General features: G+C 37.2%; 14 protein-coding genes. 2 read left to right on the top strand and 12 right to left on the bottom strand.

Features of this window, described 5'->3' with window-relative positions; all coding sequences use genetic code 11:
• Positions 1-154: 154 nt before the first annotated feature.
• The 11 genes from BPMYX0001_RS10405 to BPMYX0001_RS10455 form a co-directional block, all read right to left on the bottom strand.
• Positions 155-1,609 carry an MDR family MFS transporter gene (locus tag BPMYX0001_RS10405; protein ID WP_006094821.1) on the bottom strand — a complete coding sequence of 485 codons (1,455 nt, stop codon included), beginning with the start codon at positions 1,607-1,609 and terminating at the stop codon, positions 155-157.
• 2 nt (positions 1,610-1,611) lie between these two features.
• Entirely contained in the window at positions 1,612-1,833 is a 222-nt protein-coding gene (locus BPMYX0001_RS10410) for an MbtH family protein (protein WP_016114820.1), read from the bottom strand.
• Entirely contained in the window at positions 1,830-8,984 is a 7,155-nt protein-coding gene (locus tag BPMYX0001_RS10415) for an amino acid adenylation domain-containing protein (RefSeq protein WP_006094822.1), read from the bottom strand. Before BPMYX0001_RS10415 ends, BPMYX0001_RS10410 begins: the two co-directional genes overlap by 4 nt.
• 14 nt (positions 8,985-8,998) lie before the next feature.
• Positions 8,999-9,919: an isochorismatase gene (locus BPMYX0001_RS10420; protein WP_006094823.1), complete on the bottom strand. Its 921-nt coding sequence runs from the start codon at positions 9,917-9,919 to the stop codon at positions 8,999-9,001.
• Positions 9,920-9,965: 46 nt separating this feature from the next.
• Positions 9,966-11,582, bottom strand: coding sequence for a (2,3-dihydroxybenzoyl)adenylate synthase (locus BPMYX0001_RS10425; RefSeq protein WP_033798864.1), 1,617 nt, complete (start codon positions 11,580-11,582; stop codon positions 9,966-9,968).
• 18 nt (positions 11,583-11,600) lie between these two features.
• Positions 11,601-12,818: an isochorismate synthase DhbC gene (gene dhbC / locus BPMYX0001_RS10430; RefSeq protein WP_006094825.1), complete on the bottom strand. Its 1,218-nt coding sequence runs from the start codon at positions 12,816-12,818 to the stop codon at positions 11,601-11,603.
• 25 nt (positions 12,819-12,843) lie between these two features.
• Complete coding sequence (locus BPMYX0001_RS10435) at positions 12,844-13,629, bottom strand: 2,3-dihydro-2,3-dihydroxybenzoate dehydrogenase (RefSeq protein WP_006094826.1); 786 nt, start codon at positions 13,627-13,629, stop codon at positions 12,844-12,846.
• A gap of 742 nt (positions 13,630-14,371) precedes the next feature.
• Positions 14,372-17,461, bottom strand: a complete 3,090-nt coding sequence (locus BPMYX0001_RS10440; RefSeq protein WP_033798865.1) for an AAA family ATPase — start codon at positions 17,459-17,461, stop codon at positions 14,372-14,374.
• Entirely contained in the window at positions 17,458-18,615 is a 1,158-nt protein-coding gene (locus tag BPMYX0001_RS10445; protein ID WP_006094828.1) for an exonuclease SbcCD subunit D, read from the bottom strand. Before BPMYX0001_RS10445 ends, BPMYX0001_RS10440 begins: the two co-directional genes overlap by 4 nt.
• Before the next feature lie 21 nt (positions 18,616-18,636).
• Positions 18,637-18,876, bottom strand: coding sequence for a DUF2584 family protein (locus BPMYX0001_RS10450; protein ID WP_016114814.1), 240 nt, complete (start codon positions 18,874-18,876; stop codon positions 18,637-18,639).
• Positions 18,877-19,357: 481 nt separating this feature from the next.
• On the bottom strand, positions 19,358-19,615 hold the full coding sequence (locus tag BPMYX0001_RS10455) for a hypothetical protein (RefSeq protein ID WP_003197605.1): 258 nt from the start codon (positions 19,613-19,615) through the stop codon (positions 19,358-19,360).
• Between the two features lie 458 nt (positions 19,616-20,073).
• Here BPMYX0001_RS10455 and BPMYX0001_RS10460 point away from each other — a divergent pair, with 458 nt between their 5' ends.
• Positions 20,074-21,126 (top strand): enoyl-CoA hydratase/isomerase family protein, encoded by a 1,053-nt coding sequence (locus tag BPMYX0001_RS10460; protein WP_006094830.1) that lies wholly within the window; start codon positions 20,074-20,076, stop codon positions 21,124-21,126.
• A gap of 83 nt (positions 21,127-21,209) precedes the next feature.
• Here BPMYX0001_RS10460 and BPMYX0001_RS10465 read toward each other — a convergent pair whose 3' ends face one another.
• A complete protein-coding gene (locus BPMYX0001_RS10465) occupies positions 21,210-21,755 on the bottom strand; it encodes a helix-turn-helix domain-containing protein (protein ID WP_003197601.1) in 546 nt (181 codons plus the stop codon).
• 131 nt (positions 21,756-21,886) lie between these two features.
• Between BPMYX0001_RS10465 and BPMYX0001_RS10470 the strand changes: the two genes are divergently transcribed.
• Positions 21,887-22,519 (top strand): LysE family translocator, encoded by a 633-nt coding sequence (locus BPMYX0001_RS10470; protein ID WP_033799652.1) that lies wholly within the window; start codon positions 21,887-21,889, stop codon positions 22,517-22,519.
• Positions 22,520-22,545 lie beyond the last annotated feature (26 nt).

Below are 22,545 nucleotides of genomic sequence, written 5' to 3' on the forward strand. Positions count from 1 at the left end.
ATATCCAATATTCATACTAAGAAAAGTATGGAACCTATTCCATCCTTCAGCAAATATCCCTACTAACATTTCCCCTTCTCACTTTTCATCATTGCTATTGTAATAGAGAAACCTACCCAGATTTATTATTACACCTGGGCAGATTCTTCCTCCTTTATTCACCTGCAACTGCTTTTGAATGAGCTTCATTTGATTGGACTGACGTTTTTTTCTTTGATGTATCTATTACTTCCGCATCACGAATACGTAATGCAAATAATAATGCTATGAATAGGAATACAGCTGCACCAAGCAGGGCCATTTGATACGCTACAATACTAGCACTCTCATTTCCTGCTCCACTTACATCATGATTTCCAAAAACCGCTAAAAGACTTGCAAGAATTGCAACACCGATGGCGGAACCTAATCGATTTTGCACATTAAAAATAGTTGTCGCCCTCCCCATTGAAGACGGATGAATATTATTAAAAGCTGAAAATTGTACAGCTCCTACAGAATGACCTAGGAAAAATCCTATGCCAAACAATAGAATACGGACCAGCCAAGGGTTTGTTTCCTGATTCACGAAGCTTAAAACAACAAATATAATCGCTGCACATAGCAAACCGGTAGAAATCAACTTACGTGGCCCAAGTCTTTTGTAAGACAAAGGCACAATTTGCGAAGCAATCATTAACCCGATTGCTTCTGGAAATGTTGTAAGACCTGTTTCTAGTGCCGACGCATGTAATACATTTTGATACATAAGTGGGAATATAAATAACATGCCCAGTAATCCAGCAGCCGAAAATAACGAAATGAGACTCATATTCCGAAATAAACGATCTTGCAGCAAACATAAGTCTAGCATCGGCTGCTTCACACGAAGTTCAACAAATACAAAGAGAATAATAAGCAAAAGTCCACCTAATCCTGTCCCTATTATTTCTGAGGAACCCCATCCTTTTGATGGCCCTTGACTCATTGCATATATCAACATTGCAAATCCTGGTGCGGAAAGCATAAAACCAGGTAAATCTAACCGCCCAGCAGTTTTTTCAATATGCTCTACTAAAAATAACGCACCAATTAGTAAAGCTACTATTCCAAACGGTAAATTAATATAAAATGCCCAGCGCCAAGACATATGATCCACAAAAAACCCGCTAACAATTGGTCCTATTGCAGGCGCAACAGCAATAGGCAAGACGATGAACCTAGAAATCTTCGGTCTTTCTTGTGGTGAAAATGTTCGAAATAACATTGCCATTCCTACTGGCGTCAATAATCCTCCGCCAGCACCTTGTATGATACGGAATATATTTAAGGCAGTAATATTATCAGCAATTCCGCATAGCGCGGAAGCAGCTGTAAATACAGAAAGAGCAATTAGGAATACTCGCTTTGTACCAAACCGATCTCCAAGCCACCCAGAAATAGGTAAAAACACAGCCAAACTTACTAAATATCCAACATTGACTGTCCCCATTGCTGAAGGTGGAACTTGTAGTTCATGACTAATCGTTTGCAGAGCTACATTTACAATCGTTGCATCCATAGCAGCCATAAACATAGCCGTTACATATACAACACTAACAACAATTTTCGGATTCAGCTTCAAATTCATTACTACTCCCCTACTGAAACGCACTCAAGTGAGTGAAGACTCTTTGGCTGCATATCACTCCAGTGTAATTCGATATACGCAAGACAAGCTTGTCTACTATCTTGTTCATGAACAACATCCCACCCGGCTGGTACATCGAGAAAGGCTGGCCAGACAGAATGCTGGCCTTCCTTATTTACTAACACTTTATACATAAAGTTATCGTTTTCAAATGGATTCGTCATACTTTATTTACCCCTTTCATCGCTTGCTGTCTACTAGCTAATACTTGTCCGATTTCTGTAAGTGGTCCTGGCTGACATAAATCTTTATGTCGGCAATCAATATCATATTGTTCAATTTCCCCATCTATATAACTAAGCCATGTATCTGGAGAAATCGGATCAAACCATTCTGGTATGATTGTTGATCTAAAGAATACAAGGTTTCCATGAAATTGTTTTGGAACATACTTTCCTAAAAGACCAACAGAATTTACGTATGTTTCTTTCAAGTTCAAAATTGTTTCCTCTTCCAGACTCGCTAATGCACTGCCATCCCTGCGAAGTATATCAATAGCGTTTGCCATATCAAGTGGTTTTCCATCCATGTTATCTGGGTCGTATCCTCCTAATGCAAGTAGGGCAATAAGCGCTTCTTCCTCACTAGGCGCTTCTGTATTTGGTAAAAAGTGACCGGGATAAGAATCCAACATAACAAGCAGTTCAACTTCTTCTCCTTGATTTTGCAAATGAGTTGCCATTGCATGAACAACGTTTCCTCCGAGAGACCAACCTAACAACCTGTACGGCCCATGTGGCTGTATCTCACGAATGTGCTCAAGATAGTCAGCAGCCATTTCGTCTAATGATTTTGGAAGTTCTTCACTTTTTGCAATGCCGCGTGCCTGTACACCATAAATTGGATGATCGCTTCCTAAAGACTTCATTAATCCTGCATAACACCAGCTAAGTCCACCTGCTGGATGTACACAGAACATAGGTAACTCTTCACCGCTTGTTCTTAATGGCAAGATTACATCTAGCGCACTTTGGCTCGTCCCCATCTCAAGTATTTCAGCAAGCCCTGCAACTGTCGGTACCGCAAATAAGCTACCAATACTTAACTCTACTCCTAGCGCTTCCCTGATCCGGCTCATTAACTGCACAGCAAGTAAGGAATGACCGCCAAGATCAAAGAAACCATCATCAATGCCAATTCGAGGTAAATTCAAAACCTCTGTAAATAAATCACATAAAATTTCCTCTTTTGGTGTTCTTGGTCCTCGGCTTATCGTAGATACCATGAATTCAGGTGCTGGTAATGCTTTACGATCTAACTTACCATTTGGAGTTAAAGGTAATTCACTTATCATAACGAAAGCATATGGTACCATATAATCAGGTAGACTAAGTCCTACATATTGGCGCATTTCAGCTGTATCAATGTTTACATGTTCTGACGAAACAATATAGGAAACTAATCGCTTATCACCAGGCTGATCTTCACGTACAATGACAGCTACTTGTTCAACATGAGAGTGCTGCATAATAACGGCTTCAATTTCGCCAAGTTCAATTCGGAAACCTCGAATCTTAATTTGATGGTCTGCACGACCGATATAGTCTAATGTGCCATCTTGACACCAACGCGCCAAATCTCCTGTACGATACATTCGAGTACCAGGTTTCCCGTATGGATCTGCTATAAATCGTTCCGCAGTTAACCCTGCACGACCTAAATACCCACGAGCAAGCCCTGCTCCTGCAACATACATTTCTCCTACCACTCCTGGTGGTACAGGTTGTAAGTAATTATCTAATACGTATACTTTAAGATCTGGTATACTACATCCTATTAAGCTGTTTGCTCGTAAAGATACAATATTTTGATCCAGCTCGATATAGCTTACATGTACAGTTGTTTCTGTAATACCATACATATTAATAAGCTTAGGCGAATTTTCTGGATGACGACTATACCAATCTTCTAGACGACTTAATTCCAGTGCTTCTCCGCCAAAAACGACATATCGTAAAGAAAGCTTTTGCCCTAATTCAACATTTTCGCGATCTGCTTGCATAAGTTGATAAAATGCTGATGGTGTCTGATTTAAAACTGTTACCTTTTCCTGGACAAGCAGATTTAAAAATTCTCTAGGTGAACGACTCACAGTGTGTGGTACGACAACAAGACGTCCCCCATACAATAGCGGCCCCCAAATTTCCCAAACTGAAAAATCAAAAGCATAAGAATGGAACATTGTCCAAACATCTTCCGAATCAAATTGGAACCAATGGTCAGTTGCCCCAAGTAGCCTTATAACATTCTGATGAGGAATCATTACACCTTTTGGTCTTCCTGTTGAACCTGATGTATAAATTACATAAGCGATGTGTAAAGGTGATAGTGGCTGTATTCGTTCCACATTTTCTATATTCTCTTCACCATATTTGTTTAATGTCTCCATTATTTTGAAATCGTCTACTACAATCGTTACGGTCTCTGCACTCTCTATTGTCACTTGTGTGTTCGTAATCATACAGACAGGCCTAGCATCACTTAGCATGAATGAAATTCGATCCGATGGATAATCAGGATCTAGAGGTAAATATCCTGCCCCCGCTTTCAAAACTGCTAACAAACTCACAACCATATCAACAGATCTTGGTATCGCTAAAGCAACCATTTGCTCTGGACCTACTCCTTTTTCAATTAACAGACGTGCAAGTTTATTCGATCTCTTATTTAACTCTTCATAAGTTAGCGTAGTGTCCTCAAATACGACAGCGGTTGCATCTGGCGTTAAGCGAACTTGTTTCTCAAATAATTCCGGTAAGGTCATTTCAGGCGCAATTTGAAAGCCGCCATTCCATTTTTCAAGTACTGTTTGACGCTCTTCTTCGTCCAAAATTTCCAAACGCCCAATAGGTTGTTCTGGATCTTCTACTGCGTCTTCTAATAAATGAATGAAACGACTCACAAGTTTCTGAGCTGTCTCACGCTTAAATAAATCTGTACTAAATTCAAGTAAACCATGTAATCCATTTGGCTGACCTTCAGACGTACTACGTTCACTTATTTCTATCGTCATATCAAACTTCGAAGAACCAACACTCTTAATCTCAAGATGCGTTTCTAGATTCGGTATATCAAGTGTAGCCTCTGGTGTATTTTGAAAAGCTAACATAATTTGGAATAGTGGATGACTATTTCTCAAACGCACAGGGTTCAACACTTCAACAAGTCTTTCAAATGGAACATCTTGATGTTCATATGCTGAAAGGTTAACTTTACGCACCCTGCTTAACAGTTCACTAAAGCTAGGATCTCCAGACGTATCTGTACGTAAAACGAGTGTATTTACGAACAATCCGACAATATCTCCAAGCGCATCATCACTACGCCCAGCAATTGGACTACCTATTGGAATATCCGTTCCAGCCCCTAATCGTGTAAGTAATGCAGCAAGTCCGGATTGTAGGATCATAAACAAACTAACACCATTTTTACGAGCAAGCTCTAATAATCGTTCATGTAACTCTGGATTCACATGAAAATCTATCGTTTCTCCGCAATAGCTCGTTTCCACAGGACGTTGATAATCTGTAGGTAACTCAAGTTGGGCTGGTAACCCCTTCAATTCTTCTTTCCAAAACTCAATTTGTTGTGAAATGAGACTACCTTGTGCACTCTCATTTCCTAATAGTTCTTGTTGCCAAAGGGCATAATCGGCATACTGTACTGGCAGTGACTTCCACTGAACTGATTCACCTTTACAATGTGCTTGATACGCAGTTGCTATGTCTCTTGACAATGGGTTTAATGACCATCCATCCCCTACAATATGATGCAATAATACAAGTAACACATGTTCATCCGGATTTATTTCAAAAAGCTCCATACGGATAGCTGGCTCTTCTGCAAGATTAAAGCTATATCTTACAGCTTCAGCAAGTACTTTAGGTAATTCTGAATCAGTAGTCTGCGTAACAATTAAAGTAGGATTTGCCTCATTTGTCTCCAAAATTTGCTGATGTGACGTACCAAGCGTGTTAGGAAAAATAGTTCGAAGTGTCTCATGTCGATCGACGATATCATAAAATGCAGCTTGTAAAGCTTCTCGATTTAATTCACCAGACATTCGAATGACTACTGGAATATTGTAAGTTGGGCTTGGACCTTCTAAACAATTCAAGAACCATAAACGACGCTGTGCAAAAGAAAGAGGAACTTCTCTTGGACGCTCTACTTTCTGAATAGCTGGCCTTGCACTCTGCGTGCTATCTAATTGTTTAACTAGTTCAGCGACTGTAGGTGATTCAAATAGTTTTCCAATGCCTAATTCCACACCTAATGTTTCACGAATACGTCCCATTAACCGGGAAGCTAACAGAGAATGTCCGCCTATTTCAAAGAAGTTATCATCGATTCCAATCCGCGCTATACTAAGCACTTCCGCAAATAAATCACATAAAATTTCTTCTTGTGGATTTCTAGCTACGCGTTCACTAACAAGTAAATTGAAGTCAGGTGCTGGTAACACTTTCCGATTAATCTTTCCGTTCGGTGTCAATGGCAATTCAGACATCATCATAATTGCTGACGGTATCATATAACCTGGTAGGCTCCCTCCTGCATATGTTCGAATTTCTGCAAGGTCAAGATTTCCATCAGCATCAGGTACAATGTAAGCAACCAAACGTTTATCGCCAGGTCGATCTTCTCGAACGATTACAACGACTTGCTCAACATGAGGGTGCTGAGATAATACAGTTTCCACTTCAGATAACTCGATACGGAATCCATGAATCTTAATTTGATGATCTGCACGACTCACATAATCTAACGAACCATCCTTACGCCATTTAACAAGATCGCCCGTACGGTACATTCGTGTACCAGGTTTCCCGTATGGATTAGCAACAAATCGTTCAGCTGTTAATTCTGGCCTTCCTAAATATCCATTGGCAAGCCCCGTACCAGCAATATATAATTCTCCCACCACTCCTGGTGGTACAGGTTGTAAACCTGCATCTAGTACATATACTTCAGTATTCCAAATTGGTCTTCCAATAGAAGGTGTACCACTCTCTTCTTCATTCATATCCATGAAAGTTGACCAAATTGTTGTTTCAGTTGGTCCATAAAGATTTGTAACATGACAATTTAATTCTTTTAACCGAGACGCTAGATTCGATGGAAGCGCCTCACCACCAACAAGAACTTTAAGTCCTATTAATCTTTCTGGATAATCTGTTACAAGCGCATGCCAAAGTGTTGGTGTAGCTTGCATAATTGTGATGTTTTCCTTTTGAATGATTTCTGTTAATGCTGAAGAATCTTGAACTGCTTCTTTTTGGGCAATTTGAACGCTTGCTCCACTAATAAGTGGTAAATAAATTTCTAAAGCTGAAATATCAAACGCAAAGGTTGTAACAGCCAACAAACGATCATTTACATGTAATGAGAATTGATCTTGCATCGCCAATAAAAAGTTGCTTAAGCTTTGCATCGGCACAACGACACCTTTTGGCTTACCTGTTGACCCCGAAGTATAAATTGTATACGCAGGATTTAAGGGTGCTGCTCCATCAAATGAATCTAGGTTATTTTTCTGGTATCCTCTTAACTCTTCTTTTGTATCCTGATTATCAAGCACAACTCTTGTTATATGATCCCCATTCGGTAAATCACCTAAAACAGAAGAATGTGTTAGGATACAAGCAGGCTTAGCATCGCTTAATATATACGTAATTCGATCCTCTGGATATTCTGGGTCGATTGGTAAATATGCTGCTCCCGTCTTAAGAACTGCTAACATTCCGATAACCATCTCTACAGATCTTGGAAATGCTAACGCTACAAATTCCTTAGATTGAACTCCTCGTTCTAACAAGAAATGAGCAAGTTGATTTACTTGTTCATTTAATTCTTTATAAGTAAGTTCTATTCCATCACATATGACAGCAATAGAATCAGGAGATTTACTTACTTGTTTTTCAATGAGAGCAGGTACACTTACGAATGAACTTTCTTTCATAGTTTGATTCCACTCTACTAAATGCTTGCGTTCCTCATGAAGTAAGAGTTCCAGTTTTCCAATCGGTGAATCTACCTGAAGATCCGATATATCTTCCAGAAGATTCACAAATCTTTTTTTATGATTTATTAACTCTTCTAATCTATATACTTCAGGGTTTGCATCAAAATGAATCCTTAAGCCATTTCCGTCAAACTCGTTTGACACATTTATTGAAAGATCATCAACCGGTCCTGCCGAAAGATTATGTTTAACCCCATGATTTCCTGCAAAACTCAAGGCATAGTCAAATGGCATCACATTAATCATTGGACCAAATAACCTTTGATTTTCTCCCAATAATTTAAGATCTCGGCGTAATTCTTCATGACGATACTTATGATGAAAACGAATATCAAGAACCTCATTAGAAACCTGCCCGACAACCTCAGCAAGACTCATATTAGAGCTTATAGACAAGCGGAGCGGGACTACATTCATGACCATACCAGGGATATTGATCGATGCTGATCCTAAACGTCCCATCATCGGTAAACCTAGAACTATATCCTGTGTACTTGTTAATTTATGTATATAAATCGCAGTTGCAGCTATGATAAGATCCGGCCAATTCGCATTACAATCATGTGCAACCTTCCGCAAAGATTCTGTACTTAAACGAGACAAATGTGCTGGTTGGCGAAGAAATGTCTTCGATGTTCTAGGAGCACGTTCCGCTAAACTTACTACTTCTGGTTGATCTTGGAACCGTTCTAACCAAAAGCTATGATCTTTCTCAAATTGCTCCGATGCACGATACGCAGTATCCTCCTCTAAAATGGTATATAAAGAACCAAATGATCTCTCATCATACGATTGATTATTCATGAATGCCGTATATACTCTTGCTACTCTTTGCGCAAGTAAAGAAAATCCGTATCCATCCATCACAATGTGATGGATGCGCTGATACCAGAAGAAACGATTGGAAGCGACTTTAAAAAGCGCCTCCGTATACAGCTTGTCCTTTTTCAGATTCACTGGCGTAGATAAATCCACTTGCATCCACGCTTCAGCGGCTTTTTGGGGATTTTCTTCAGTACTAACATCAATAATATGCATATGAAATTCAGGTGAATCATCGATAACTTGCCATGGCCCTTTCGCATCTTCTTCAAAGTGAACATGTAAAGATTCAGCTTCCATTACAACTTTACGCACAGCTAATTCAAATGTTTTCACATCAACTGAACCATGTATTTCTATGTATTCACCCGTATTATAAATTGGATTTTTTGGATCAAGTTGCTGCGCAAACCACATACCCGTTTGCGCACCTGACAATGAATGACGAACCTTTTGACAATGAGACATTCGTATTTACCCCTTTATCTATCTGTATTTGATAGCACCTTTTCCTCTTGAGAGGACACCAAATTAAACCAGTCATAAATTGTTGGACGCTCAGCCAAATCTGCGAATGTAACTTCTACACCTATTTGGCGCCATTTCTCTACTAAACTCATAATTCTAACTGAGTCAAGCCCTCTATTTAATAAATCTTCGTTATCTCCAATATCTGCTGGTAATTCACGAAGCAATTCAGCAACTTGTTCACGTACCGATTGTAATGTGAATCCTGTATTTTCTTCTGCTGCAGACGTTTCTTTTAAACTTTGTAAATCTTTTAATAATAAATTCGTTATTATAGTTACTGCACATCGATCAGATGCGTACTGCAAAGCTTGTTTATGATGTTCTTGTGAAAAATCAGCAACCGCATCAGCGACGAAGAATGGTTGTATCCCATCCATAAATGCTTCGCATGCCGTTAAAAGACATCCAATATGTGCATAAACCCCACAAATAATAAGCTGATCACGCCCTTGTTCACGTAAAATCTCTAGAAGATTTGTTTTCTTAAAAGCACTATATCTCCATTTTGTAAGGAAAATATCATCCTCATCAGGAGTGAGCTCATCTACAATTTTCTTCTTGTGAGGCCCATCAGGAATACCCGCCCCCCAAAAATCTTGCAATAATCCTCTTTGCTCTAGCGTTTGTCCACCTGGTTGTGCAGTATAAACGACAGGAACACCAATTTCCTTACATGTTTTTCTGATAGATTGAATATTTGAAATCAGTTCTACTCTTGGTGATTCCTCTGCATGATATGCATCAAGAAAATACTCTTGCATGTCATGAATAAGAAGAACAGCACGTTTCGGATCTGGCTTCCACGTTACTTTATTATTTGGTAAATCTGACTCTAATGGCATTGGGTATACTGAGATAGCTGGAATAGCCATCTAATCACTTCCTTTCGAATTGTTAAGAATATTTATTTGTCATTTATTACTTCGTGATAGATTTAAGTTTTTCAGCAATTGCCTTCCGTAATTCTTTCTTACTCACTTTTCCGACACCAGTCTGTGGAAACGAGTCTATAAATTCAATTCGATCTGGAATTTTATATGCCGCAATTCCTCGATCTCTTAAAAACATTTTCAAATGCCCTACAGTCGGTGTTTCCCCGCGAGCTATAACGAAAGCACAAGTACGTTCACCTAAATAATCGTCTGGCATAGATACTATTGCAACATCGTGTACCGCTGCATGCGCTAACAGATGATTTTCAACTTCTTCAGCCGCAACTTTCTCTCCACCACGATTAATCTGATCCTTATCGCGTCCTTCAACCACTAAATAACCTTGCTCATTTATTTTGACAAGATCGCCTGTGCGGTAAAAACCATCCGAAGTAAAGGATTTAGCGTTATGCTCTTCAGCTTTATAGTATCCACGAATTGTATATGGTCCACGAGTTAATAAACTCCCCACTTGACCTGGCTCTACGTCATTATCATATTCATCAACTACACGAACTTCATCAAACTCTGACATTGGTCTTCCTTGCGTATGAATAATGATATCTTCTGCATCATCAAGTCTCGTATAATTCACTAACCCTTCGGCCATACCAAAAACTTGTTGCAATGTACAACCGAATGCCGGGCGTATACGCTTGGCCACTTCCGCGCTAAACTTTGCGCCGCCTACCTGTAAAACTTGCAGGCTAGATAAATCATTATTGCGTGAAGCTATTGCGTCAAGCCATACCATTGCAAGGGGTGGCACAAGTGCTGTAATCGTGACACGTTCCTTCTCAATAAGAGAGAACGCTTCATCTGGACTTCCCCCAGAAGCTAGAACAATCCGCCCACCTGCATATAACGTCCCAAGAGTTCCCGGCGAACTAAGCGGATAGTTATGTGCAACTGGAAGCACAGCAAGATACACACTATCTTGATCCAATTTACAAATTTGAGCACTCACTCTTAAACTATAAATATAGTCATCATGTGTTCTGGGAATTAATTTAGATAATCCTGTTGTTCCGCCTGATAGTTGCAAGAAAGCTACATCGCTAGATTTTACTTCTGGCAGATTGACCGGATTCATATAAAGATCACGAATTCCTACAAATTCCTCCGCCTCTCCTACAACAATTACATGTTGCAACGTTGGAACTTTTTCTTTTATTTCTCTTGCAAGTTTTCGATAGTCGAATCCAAGCTGTTTATCAGAAATAATATAAGCAGTTGCTTTAGCAAATTCACAAAAATAGCTTATTTCACTACTTCGGTGTGACGGCAAAGCAAAAACTGGAACTGCACCAATGCGAAAAAGCGCAAAGCAGACTTCGAAAAATTCCGTAATATTTGGTAAATGAAGAACCACTCGATCCGTTTGTTTAATTCCTAAATTTAGAAATCCTGCAGCTAATTGATCTACTCTTTTATCCAGTTCACTATAGCTTAAGTGTTTTTCGCCACTTGTCACTGCAATCTGGTCACCATGTTTCATCGCACGTTCTCGCAGCATCTCTCCAAAGGTCTCTCCGCGCCAGCACCCCTCTTCTTTATATCGATCTGCAAATTCCTTTGGCCACTCCTGGCATCCTGTTAACATCATTTATCCCCCTAACTTCTATTTCAAAGATTCATCATTTAATCCCATAGCCCGAAGCATTGTACGAAACTTAGCTGATGTTTCAGCTAGCTCATCTTCAGGTTTTGACTCCGCAACAATACCAGCTCCTGCGAATAAACGAAGGGAATTCTCTTCAACTTCCGCACAACGAATCGTAACAATCCATTCACCGTCACCATTCAGATCACTCCAACCAAGCATTCCCGTGAAAAATTCTCGATCAAACGGTTCAATTTCGTTAATAGCCTCTCGAGCTTTTTCTGTCGGAGTTCCACAAACTGCTGGTGTAGGATGAAGCGCAAGTGCTAATTCTAATGCAGACACTGATACGTCTAGTAATTCTCCTTTTACTTCAGTAGATAAATGCCACATTGCTTCACTATTTATTAATGATGGTTTTTCCGGAACATGCAATGTACGACAGTACGGACGAAGCGCCGCAGCTACTGCTTCAACAACAACAGCATGTTCATGTAAATCTTTAGCTGAAGAAAGCAACTCATCTGCTCGTCTCTTATCTTCTTCAGGGTCTTTACTTCGAGGTCTAGAGCCTGCAAGCGGATTAGAAATGATTTGCATTCCACTCCGTGAGACAAGTAACTCTGGACTCGCTCCTATGAGTGTATGACTACGCTTTGGTGAAGCATCACAATTCTCTATTTCTTCACTCTTCGGTAAATCTACCGCAAACGTATACCCCTGTTTATTGTGCTGCGCTAAATCACAAAGTAGTTTTTGAATGTCAACCTTTTCTGGAGATTTCAAATCCAACGATCTAGATAGAACGATTTTCTTTAGGTCACCGCTCTTTATTTTAGCTACTCCTTGCTCTACACCACGCATATATTCTGAAGATGACGGAATAGGATTCATTTCATATGTAAGTGCAGGTGATTGCTGGATTCGATCTGTAAAATCAAATTGCAGACGATCTGCTAGCCTGCTCTCCCGAGGTACAACGAGCTGTACCGATTTTGTACGATCAAAAGGCAGCGCTCCTACAACAATTGGATTAGGATGGCCAGCTTGTTTCGCATTGCTTAATACAGCACGAACTAGCTCAGGAAAATTTTCTGCCTGACTATGTTTCACCGTTGCAAATGTTCCTTCGGCAAGTATTGTACGATACGGTGAAGCAAAAAAGAATGAAGATCCAGCTCTATAGTCATCTAGTAATTTTGTCGCTAACTCCTTTAAAGCAGTTGTATGATTCATTATTTTAAAGCCCCCTATATGTAATTTAGATTCCTAAAGTAGCGCCGCCATCAATGCATAGATTATGCATCGTAATATGGCTTGCTTTATCTGACGCTAAAAATAGAACTGCTTCAGCAATCTCTGAAGGCGTTGCTATTTTTTTTAATGGAATTCCTAATCTATATGTATCTTGTGAGCCTGCAATAATTTTTTCAGCCCCATTTTCATCTATCCAAAGTAACCTCTGCATCTCTGTCTCAGTTGAACCAGGAGAAACTAAATTACAGCGAATATTATATTCTGCAAGCTCAAGACCAAGACATTTTGTAAACATCGTTGCAGCAGCTTTGGATGCTACATATGCAGCCATTTCCATTCTAGGTACACTCGCAGCATTTGACCCTACAGTCACAATTGCACCAGACTGCCGTGACATCATACGTCTACTCACAGATCGTGATACATAAAACACACCTGTAGCATTTACTGAAAAAGTCTTGTCCCAATCTTCATCACTTAAATAGTGAATGGCACCCATCTTTAAAATACCGGCAACATTAACTAAAATATCAATTTGCCCCATTGTATCCTCAATCTGATTTACTGTATTTTCCACTGCGGAACTATCACTCACATCTAAAGCGAATACTTTCAAAGAGCTGCCTCTTGTTGCATGATAATCTGAAAGCTTATTGAGTTCTAAAATATTCTTATCAACCGCTGCAACCTTTGCTCCTCTTTCCGCAAGCATGTTCGCTACAGTCTCTCCAATTCCTTGTGCTGCACCAGTAACTAATGCAATCTTCCCATCAAATTCCCCAAAATCCATATTCTCAATTCCTTTCCTTACAACGAATCGATCTAGTTTATCTTGTATATTCTCAATTGCAGATTAATAAAGTTAACCTAATTAATCTGTGCAAAGAAAATATTTAAACAAACATCACCAACTAATAATGATATTGATAATCATTATCATTATATTTACGAAAATCATACACATATTAAACTTATCAGTCAAGTACAATTTAATCTTAATTTCAGTCTCAATAAACTAGGTAATACTCACTTAGTATTAATTGATAATGATTTTCATTTTCTTTTGTACACCGAAATGATAATGTTTCTCAACAGTCTTGTCAATCTTTTTTTATTTTTCAGATAAAATATTTTATTATGTCCCCATACTTATCTGCATAAAAATCTCTGCTTTTATTGTAAATATAAACTTTTTTCATCCTATTTTCTGTGAAAATAATAGATTTAAAAAATTAAATTGAAACTTTCAAATTTCCTAATTAATAATCATGCATTTTATCATTAATTACATAAAAATCTTTATTTTATAATAAAAACCATCATATTGAACATTTAATTTCTCAATAAATTTCTGAAAAAATTTTATTAAGAAATTTATTTAAAAATAACTATTTACATCTTTTTCTCTAAACAACACTTCCTTCAAACATAAATCATACCGATATAACTATATGAAAAAAGGACATATGCCCACTATTAAGCATATGTCCTCTCATAATTAAAATTTACTATTAACCTTTTTATTAGTTTTATTATTTCACCACAAACCGAGTCTCACTACAACCATTCTTCTGCTTCGTTACCTCTAAAACTGCTGGCATTGCGTTTTTCAACTCTTGAACGTGTGAAATAACGCCAATAAATCGTCCTGATTTTTGTAAATCAATCAATGCATCGATCGCTTTTGTTAATGACTCTTCATCTAGCGAGCCAAATCCTTCATCGATAAACATGGTTTCGATAGAAATACCGCCTTCATATGCCTGGATCACATCTGCCATACCAAGTGCTAGACAAAGCGATGCATTAAATTTTTCCCCGCCAGACAATGTTTTTACGTCACGTGTTTGACCTGTATATGCGTCATATACATCTAATCCTAGTCCACTTTGACGATTTCGTTTTTCAACTCTTTCACTTCGTTTTAAATAGAACTGGCCGTTTGATAGTTTACGAAGTCTTTCGTTAGCAATTTGAACAATTTGTTCTAAATACTCAATTAAAATGTAACGTTCAAACGAAATACGACTTTCGTTATCCCCTTTCATGACTTCATATAAATCAACAAGTTCTTGGAAAGCTTTTTCTTCTTCATGAATTTGTTCATCAATTCGTCTAATGTTTTCATGCAAATCGGTAATGTATGCAACTGCACTTTGGGCACGCTGGCGCTTTTCTTTTGTAATATCAAGCTGAATTCCTAACTCTTTCATTTGTTCTTCTAGAGCTGTAATGTCCGTCCATTCTTTCCCGCTTAATTCATTTACTAGTTCCTCAATTTGTTTAGCCAATACTTCTAAGGATGAATAGTACTCTTGAATTTGCTCATGCAAATGCTTCATTTCTACATCTGTTAATTTTGCTTCTTTATAAGCTTGTTGGTCGATAAATCCACCTTCTTCAAGCTCTGTCGTAAAGCGAAGTAAAGTCTCTTCTTGCTTTTCCTTTGCATGACTTACTTGCTTTAGAGCACCATCATACTCAGCTTGTATGCGTATATTTTCATTTTGCCAATATTGATAAGCTTCTTGTACTTTCTTCCACTCCTCTTCCATAAAGCGAAGTGTGCTAACAGCTTGATCAAATTGTTTTTTCCAGGCTTCTAACGTTTGTAAGTCCTCATGGGTTTTTTGCTGATCATGTTCATAGGACGTACGAAGTTGCATGCACTCCATTTCAGTACGGTGCTGCATCACTTCAGCTTCGCGTTTTTGCTTCTGTAATTCTTCTACTTTTTCTTCTAATCCTTTTACACTTAACGCTAGCTGTTTACGTTTTTCTTCACTTTCCTTTAATGTGTTTACCTCAGCTGCTAGTTGTTTTCCGTTTTGCACTAGCGTACGGTATGTTTCAACTAACTCTTCTGAACGGTATCCTCGTTTTACGACTTCATCTATTACTTGCTCATATTGTAATCTGTAGAAATTCCATTTCTCTTCTACTTGAACATGTAATTTTTCAGCAACTGTTTTCTTTTCGCGCAGTTCATTTAGCTGTTTTTCATCAATGGAATCTCCACGTTCTGTAGCTTTCTTTGGATGATCTATGCTACCACATACAGGACAAGATTCACCTTCATGAAGATGAAGAGCTAACATTCCTGCTTGTTCATTTAACCAACGATGCTCCATCTCTTCATATGCTTTAACTGCAACTTCCATCTTTTGATTTGCAACTTCTTTTTCTTGTTCATATTTTTGCTTTTCTTGCCAAACGTCATATGCTTGCTTTAGTACTTTTGCATCTTCCCGCATATTTGTTAGCTCTTCTACTTTTGCTACATATTGCTCAAGTGCAACCTCTAGCTGTTGTAATTCTCCGGCAATTTGTTGTTTTTGAGAAATCTGTCCTTCTAGCTGTTTCTCAAACTTCTGAATACCTTCCTTCAATTTCCCACTTTGAAGTTCTGCCTGTTGCAATTTTGATTTTTTCTCTGCTAATGAAGCAATAATTGGCTGTAACTCTTCTAATCTTTGTACAGTTTTCTTACCTTCTTCACGAACAGACTCTTTACCCTTTAATTCTTCATATTTCTCATAAGCAAGTTCAAACGCCTTAACCGTCTTTTCTTTTTTTACAGATATTTGTTTCAATAATTGTTCAGCATTTTGTTCACTCTGTACCGCTTCTTCATACCATTGTTCAAATGGTAATAATCGTTTCGCTTGTTCAGCAAGTTTAAAGCGTTGTTCTTCTGTTTCTATTTGTTCTCGATTTGCTTGTAAAACTGCTTGTTTCTCTTGTTTTTGCTGTAAATCTTTGAACTTTTCATTAATAGACTTAGCTGTATGAAAACGATCTTCGGCTTTTTTTAATTGCTGCGTTTGCAATGTTTGCTGCGCTTGTAATTGTTCAACTTCCGCCTCATAGCAATTTTTTTCTTGTTCAAGCGCTTCGACTACTTGGTGCGTATTTACATGTTCCTGTTGAACTAATGTCTCTAATAATGAATCATCTCGAACCGGTAATTTAAAAACATTACGGAAGTACAGTTCTCTTTCTTTTTGCTTTTCTTGTAAGACGTCTTTCCACTGTTTACGTTTTTGATCTAACAATTCACGCATTAATTTATAACGATCTGTTTTAAAAATACGACGTAAAATTTCTTCTTTATTTTCTGTTTCAGACGTTAATAGTTTTCGGAATTCTCCTTGCGGAAGCATAACAATTTGACTAAATTGATGTTTGCTAAGTCCGATTAAATCTTCAACCTTTTTGTTCACATCTGTCACATGAAAACGATCCACACATGGAACCTTCTCATCACCTATTACTTCATATAGCTCAACAGCATGCCCTGTAACTGTTTTATTCCCTTGTTTTTTATGACCGAGCTGTCTTTTTATTTCGTATTGCTTTCCTTTCAACTGGAAGGTTAATTCTACACTTGTGTATATATTATCATCAGCAAATTGGCTACGTAGCATACTCGTATCACTACGTTCTTCTCCGCTCGCTTCCCCATATAATACATAACAAATCGCATCAAATATCGTTGTTTTCCCAGCTCCCGTATTTCCTGAAATAGCAAAAATACGGTGATCGCCAAGATCGCTGAAATCGATAACTTCTCGCTGTTTATACGGACCAAATGCGGTCATAATAAGCTGAAGTGGTCTCATCCTCGTTCACCTTCCCGTTCCTGCACTGTTTGTAATACGTCTAAGAAAAGACGTTCTTTCTCTTCTGATAAATCTGAGCCCTTCATTTCTCTATAAAAAGCTTTCAAAAGGGATAGATCATCTGTTTTATGTCTAGAAACAGTAACTTCATTGGTTTCTGTAAATTCTCGTCTTTGCATAGAACGTTCAACATGCATAGCATTTGGATATACAGAACGAATTTTTTCCATTGGCTGCAGTACAGGATTTTCATCTAATAACTTTACGAAGACATAATCTTCACTTGTTGGATACTTTAATAAATCATCTATTTTCGCTTCTACTGTTCGCATTTGGCGACGAGGTGTAAATAAACGCTTTTCTATTTCCACTTGACCTGTTTCGTCTAATTCCACAATATAATACCCTTTTTTATGCCGCTCTTCAGAAATAGAATACGCAAGTGGTGAACCAGAATAACGAATCGTTTCATTACGTACAAAGTGCGCTTGGTGCAAATGCCCAAGTGCTGTGTAATGAAACTTATCAAAATAATGACTATTTACGTATTCAGCACCGCCGATGGAAAGCGGACGCTCTGCATCACTCGTATTTTCTTCTGCTTCACCTGAAGAAGTGACAAATGCATGGCCTACAAATACGTGTCTTGCTTCTTGATTCATCGTTTCTGAAAGTTCATTCATGAAAATACGCATCGCATCATCATGCGACCGAATATCTTCATTTTTCATCACATGTCTTACAATACTTGGATCTACATATGGGATTAAATGGAAATGAACTTCCCCATACTTATCATGTAAAACAACTGGTTCATACGGAAATTGAAATTGGCCAACAATATGTAACCCTTGTTTTTTCATTAAACTGCTGCCAAAATGAATACGGTCTGGACTATCATGATTCCCTGCTACTGCAATTACTGGCGTTTGTAAATCAATCACTATCTTTTTTAATACATCATTTAGTAAATCTACTGCTTCTGTTGGAGGAATCGCTCGGTCATACAAATCACCTGCAATAATTACGGCATCTGGTTTTTCTTCTTCCACAGCTTGAACGAACTGATCTAATACAATTCGTTGATCTTCGGTCATATACACACCGTGAACAAGTTTTCCTAAATGCCAATCCGCTGTATGAAAAAACTTCATCTTTTCCTTCCTTTCTCTCTTTTAATTTACTGATTGTAATGAAACCAGTTGGTAGTTAAGTGTTGTCTTCCCATCTTCCCACTCTAACTTTTGAACGATTGCACTACCGATTCTTTCTTGATCAGATTTATATAAAGGTAACATTTCATCCACAGCAAATAAATGATAACCGTCTAATATTAATTGAAATATATTTTCTTCTATATGTAATCTCATTTCTTTTTCATTTGAAATAATCTTTGTATGCATCTCAAATTTCATATAAATACAACCCCTTTTCCAGTTCTCTATACTTTAATAGTATAGCGGCTATTCACGATTGACAAGTGAATACATGATGAAGAATTCACTTTCACTTTCACATTCATTTTATTTTTTTATGCTATAAGTATTTTTTAAATTATAATACGGTATGTGAAATTAACAATGTTTCATGTGGATTTGAAATTAAGTCACGATGTTTAAAATAGAATCGCTGATGTCGCGTGACCGTTTGGAAAAGAAGAATGAGCTGAATGTTCTACAAGTTGAATGATTTTATATGATACAAAAAACAGTCCCAATAAAAATATGATTCAATAAGTTTATTAATATCCTAAAGTCAAAGCAATAATAGCTTAAAAAACAAGTATACAGAAAGCAATTTTAGAAAAGCAGGTAAACAGTAATATGAATTCACATCTTCAAATTCCGGTATAAATTGTTTAATTTCATAAAAATAAAGATGCCTTTTCAGGCATCTTTATTTTTGCAAATACTCTTTCATTATATAGTACAATACAGTTATTAAAACAATTGCTATAAAAAATGAGAATGATGCCACGATATATCCATCTTTATTTAACACATAACATAGTGAGATAGATAATATAAAAACCGGAAATACGAGACGTACTTTATCTTTAATTTCTTCTGTCGTATCTGTACGATGAAAATACTGTGTAATTCCTACCATGAGAGAAGACAAAATAATAACCGATAATAGCAAAGGCCCTGGCATTCCGATCTCCCCTTTCTCTACTCCTATTATATACAAACTCTCACTTCGTTAAAAGCAAGACAATTCAGTAAATAAAACAAAGTGAAGTTGCTATCCATATTGAATTCATTCCAATTACTCATTTTCTTTCAAATTAAATATGGTATATAGTATTCCCTTCATTTTCAAGTTACAAACAATACCCCTACATTTTAAATGACTGATGTTGTAATATTCATTTTCATATGTTGAAATCCTGCAAATATAACTCGTCAAAATATGCACCATTCTAAAAAGTATCTAGTCCGACGTCTAAATGTCCATTTGTTTAGACAGTTAGACACTTTATTACTGGCATTTCTTCTTAATTAAGGACATTAAAACTGGCACGCTACTTGCAATATCAAATAAATTATAAAGGACATTTTAGCTTGTATCGAGAAATAAGAATGAGAAGATATATAAGAGGAGGATTCAAAATGACTGAAAATGTTTTATTTTCCATTCACGAAAATGGCGTCGCGTCAATCACTTTAAATCGCCCAAAAGCACTTAACTCTTTATCTTATGATATGTTACATCCGATTGGTCAGAAACTAAAAGAATGGGAAAAAGATGATCGTATTGCCGTAGTAATCTTGAAAGGTGCTGGCACGAAAGGATTTTGCGCTGGCGGTGATATAAAAACATTATACGAAGCACGTTCAAATGAAGTTGCATTACAGCATGCTGAACATTTTTTTGAAGAAGAATACGAAATAGATACTTATATATATCATTATCCAAAACCAATTATTGCTTGTTTAGATGGAATTGTAATGGGTGGTGGCGTCGGTCTTACGAATGGGGCAAAATATAGAATTGTAACAGATCGTACAAAATGGGCCATGCCTGAGATGAACATTGGTTTTTTCCCAGACGTTGGAGCTGCTTATTTCTTAAACAAGGCTCCTGGGCAGACTGGTCGGTATGTTGCGTTAACAGCATCTGTTTTAAAAGCTGCTGATGTATTATATATAAAAGCTGCTGATCATTATATGCCATCGGAAACTTTACCTACTTTCCTAGATGCAATCGAAAAGGTAAATTGGCATGATCAAAATATACATATCACTTTAAAAGAACTCATTAATAAATATGAAACAGCTCCTAGTGTAGAAAGTGAACTTGTTTCCTTATTAGAAGAAATTGATCAACATTTTTCATTCCATACAGTTGAAGATATCATCCATTCATTAGATAATGCTGACGGATCCTTCGCTTCAAAAACGAAAGAAACATTACTATCAAAATCTCCGTTCTCATTAAAAGTAACATTAAAACAACTTATTGACGGAAAGGAAAAATCGATAGAAGAATGCTTTGCAACAGATCTCGTGCTCGCTAAAAATTTCATGAGGCACGAAGATTTCTTTGAAGGAGTACGTTCAGTCGTTGTCGACAAAGATCAAAATCCAAAGTATAAATATAAACAATTAAGTGATGTTTCAGATGAAGATGTCAATCGCTTCTTCAATCTGCTTAATGCCTAATCAAAAAGCTAGATGAAAGCAACCTATTTGCTGCTTCATCTAGCTTTTTTCTTTCTAGACATATGTATTATGTATCTTCATTATCAGAACGATGGAGGCGTTACAGCGAATAAAATAACGGCATCTTGATCAAATAGATTCTCCCATTTATGTTTCATGTAAGAAGGGATTTTCACACTATCCCCGGGGTATAAAGTGTATATATCTTGCTGTAAATACAAGATAATCTGTCCTTCTAAAACATGAGCAATTTCCTCTCCTTTATGCTCTAAAAGTTTTTCGGAGGAAACAGAATTAGGTGGCAAAGTCATTAAAGATACTGCCAAAGCACCCGTTAAATCTGGTGATAATAATTCATAGGATAAATTTCCTACGATCATTTTTTTACGTGCATTCGCTCTTATAACTAGATCATCCGTGTTCGTATCTTCAATGAGAAAACTAAAAGTTGGAACTTCTAAAGCCTTGGCTAGCAATTTCAATGTTTGAATCGAAGGATTAGCTAATCCTCGTTCAATTTGACTTAACATAGAAGGTGTTATTTCTGCCATTTTAGCTAACTCTCGCATACTCAGCTCCTTATATTCCCGAAGCTCTTTCACCTTTTTTCCGATATTTATATTTTCCATACCTCATGCTCCTTCAAACAATATGATAGATATATTTTAACATACTTAAATTTTATTTATCATATCACTTAAATTGTGTTAAACTATTTTTAATTAAATTTTCTGAAAAACAAGCACAGAAAGGTGGAGTGATTGTGGAGAACTATCTTCTTTTTATTATCATGTCTATTTGTCTTATTATTTTACCCGGGCCTGATACTGCAATGGCTACAAAAAACACTCTTACTTCAGGAAAAATAGGAGGTGTAAAAACGGTTTTCGGCACATGTATCGCCCTTTTAATTCATACTTTAGCTGCTGTAATTGGGCTTTCCGCTATCATTGTTAAATCTGCTCTCTTATTTTCTATTTTTAAATATGTTGGTGCCATTTATCTAGTCTATTTAGGAATAAAAGCACTTTTATCTTTAAAAAGCAAAAACAGCATAGATACAAATGAGTTACCTATGAAACGTGCAGATGAAAACAGCTCTTGTTTTCGCCAAGGGTTTCTTACTAATCTTTTAAATCCTAAAGTCGCTGTATTCTTTTTGACCTTTTTACCACAATTTTTAAATCCTAACCATAATACATTCATTCAATTTCTAACCATGGGTCTTACCTATCTCGTTTTAACCGTGATATGGTTTGCCTTTTATATCTTCTTAATTGATAAAATCAGTGTTTTCATGAAAAAACCAGCTACTCAAATATACATCCAAGGACTTACTGGTATTGTATTAATTGGATTTGGTATCAAATTAGCTTTTGAAAAGAATAGTTAATGATGAAAAGTACCCCCCTCTCTAAT

The sequence above is a fragment of the Bacillus pseudomycoides DSM 12442 genome, assembly GCF_000161455.1.
Lineage (GTDB): Bacteria > Bacillota > Bacilli > Bacillales > Bacillaceae_G > Bacillus_A > Bacillus_A pseudomycoides.

Bases quoted from the DNA above. Each gene is read 5' to 3' on its own strand.
- BPMYX0001_RS10405 (WP_006094821.1), bottom strand. From the start codon at position 1,609: ATGAATTTGAAGCTGAATCCGAAAATTGTTGTTAGTGTTGTATATGTA.
- BPMYX0001_RS10410 (WP_016114820.1), bottom strand. From the start codon at position 1,833: ATGACGAATCCATTTGAAAACGATAACTTTATGTATAAAGTGTTAGTA.
- BPMYX0001_RS10415 (WP_006094822.1), bottom strand. From the start codon at position 8,984: ATGTCTCATTGTCAAAAGGTTCGTCATTCATTGTCAGGTGCGCAAACG.
- BPMYX0001_RS10420 (WP_006094823.1), bottom strand. From the start codon at position 9,919: ATGGCTATTCCAGCTATCTCAGTATACCCAATGCCATTAGAGTCAGAT.
- BPMYX0001_RS10425 (WP_033798864.1), bottom strand. From the start codon at position 11,582: ATGTTAACAGGATGCCAGGAGTGGCCAAAGGAATTTGCAGATCGATAT.
- dhbC (WP_006094825.1), bottom strand. From the start codon at position 12,818: ATGAATCATACAACTGCTTTAAAGGAGTTAGCGACAAAATTACTAGAT.
- BPMYX0001_RS10435 (WP_006094826.1), bottom strand. From the start codon at position 13,629: ATGGATTTTGGGGAATTTGATGGGAAGATTGCATTAGTTACTGGTGCA.
- BPMYX0001_RS10440 (WP_033798865.1), bottom strand. From the start codon at position 17,461: ATGAGACCACTTCAGCTTATTATGACCGCATTTGGTCCGTATAAACAG.
- BPMYX0001_RS10445 (WP_006094828.1), bottom strand. From the start codon at position 18,615: ATGAAGTTTTTTCATACAGCGGATTGGCATTTAGGAAAACTTGTTCAC.
- BPMYX0001_RS10450 (WP_016114814.1), bottom strand. From the start codon at position 18,876: ATGAAATTTGAGATGCATACAAAGATTATTTCAAATGAAAAAGAAATG.
- BPMYX0001_RS10455 (WP_003197605.1), bottom strand. From the start codon at position 19,615: ATGCCAGGGCCTTTGCTATTATCGGTTATTATTTTGTCTTCTCTCATG.
- BPMYX0001_RS10460 (WP_006094830.1), top strand. From the start codon at position 20,074: ATGACTGAAAATGTTTTATTTTCCATTCACGAAAATGGCGTCGCGTCA.
- BPMYX0001_RS10465 (WP_003197601.1), bottom strand. From the start codon at position 21,755: ATGGAAAATATAAATATCGGAAAAAAGGTGAAAGAGCTTCGGGAATAT.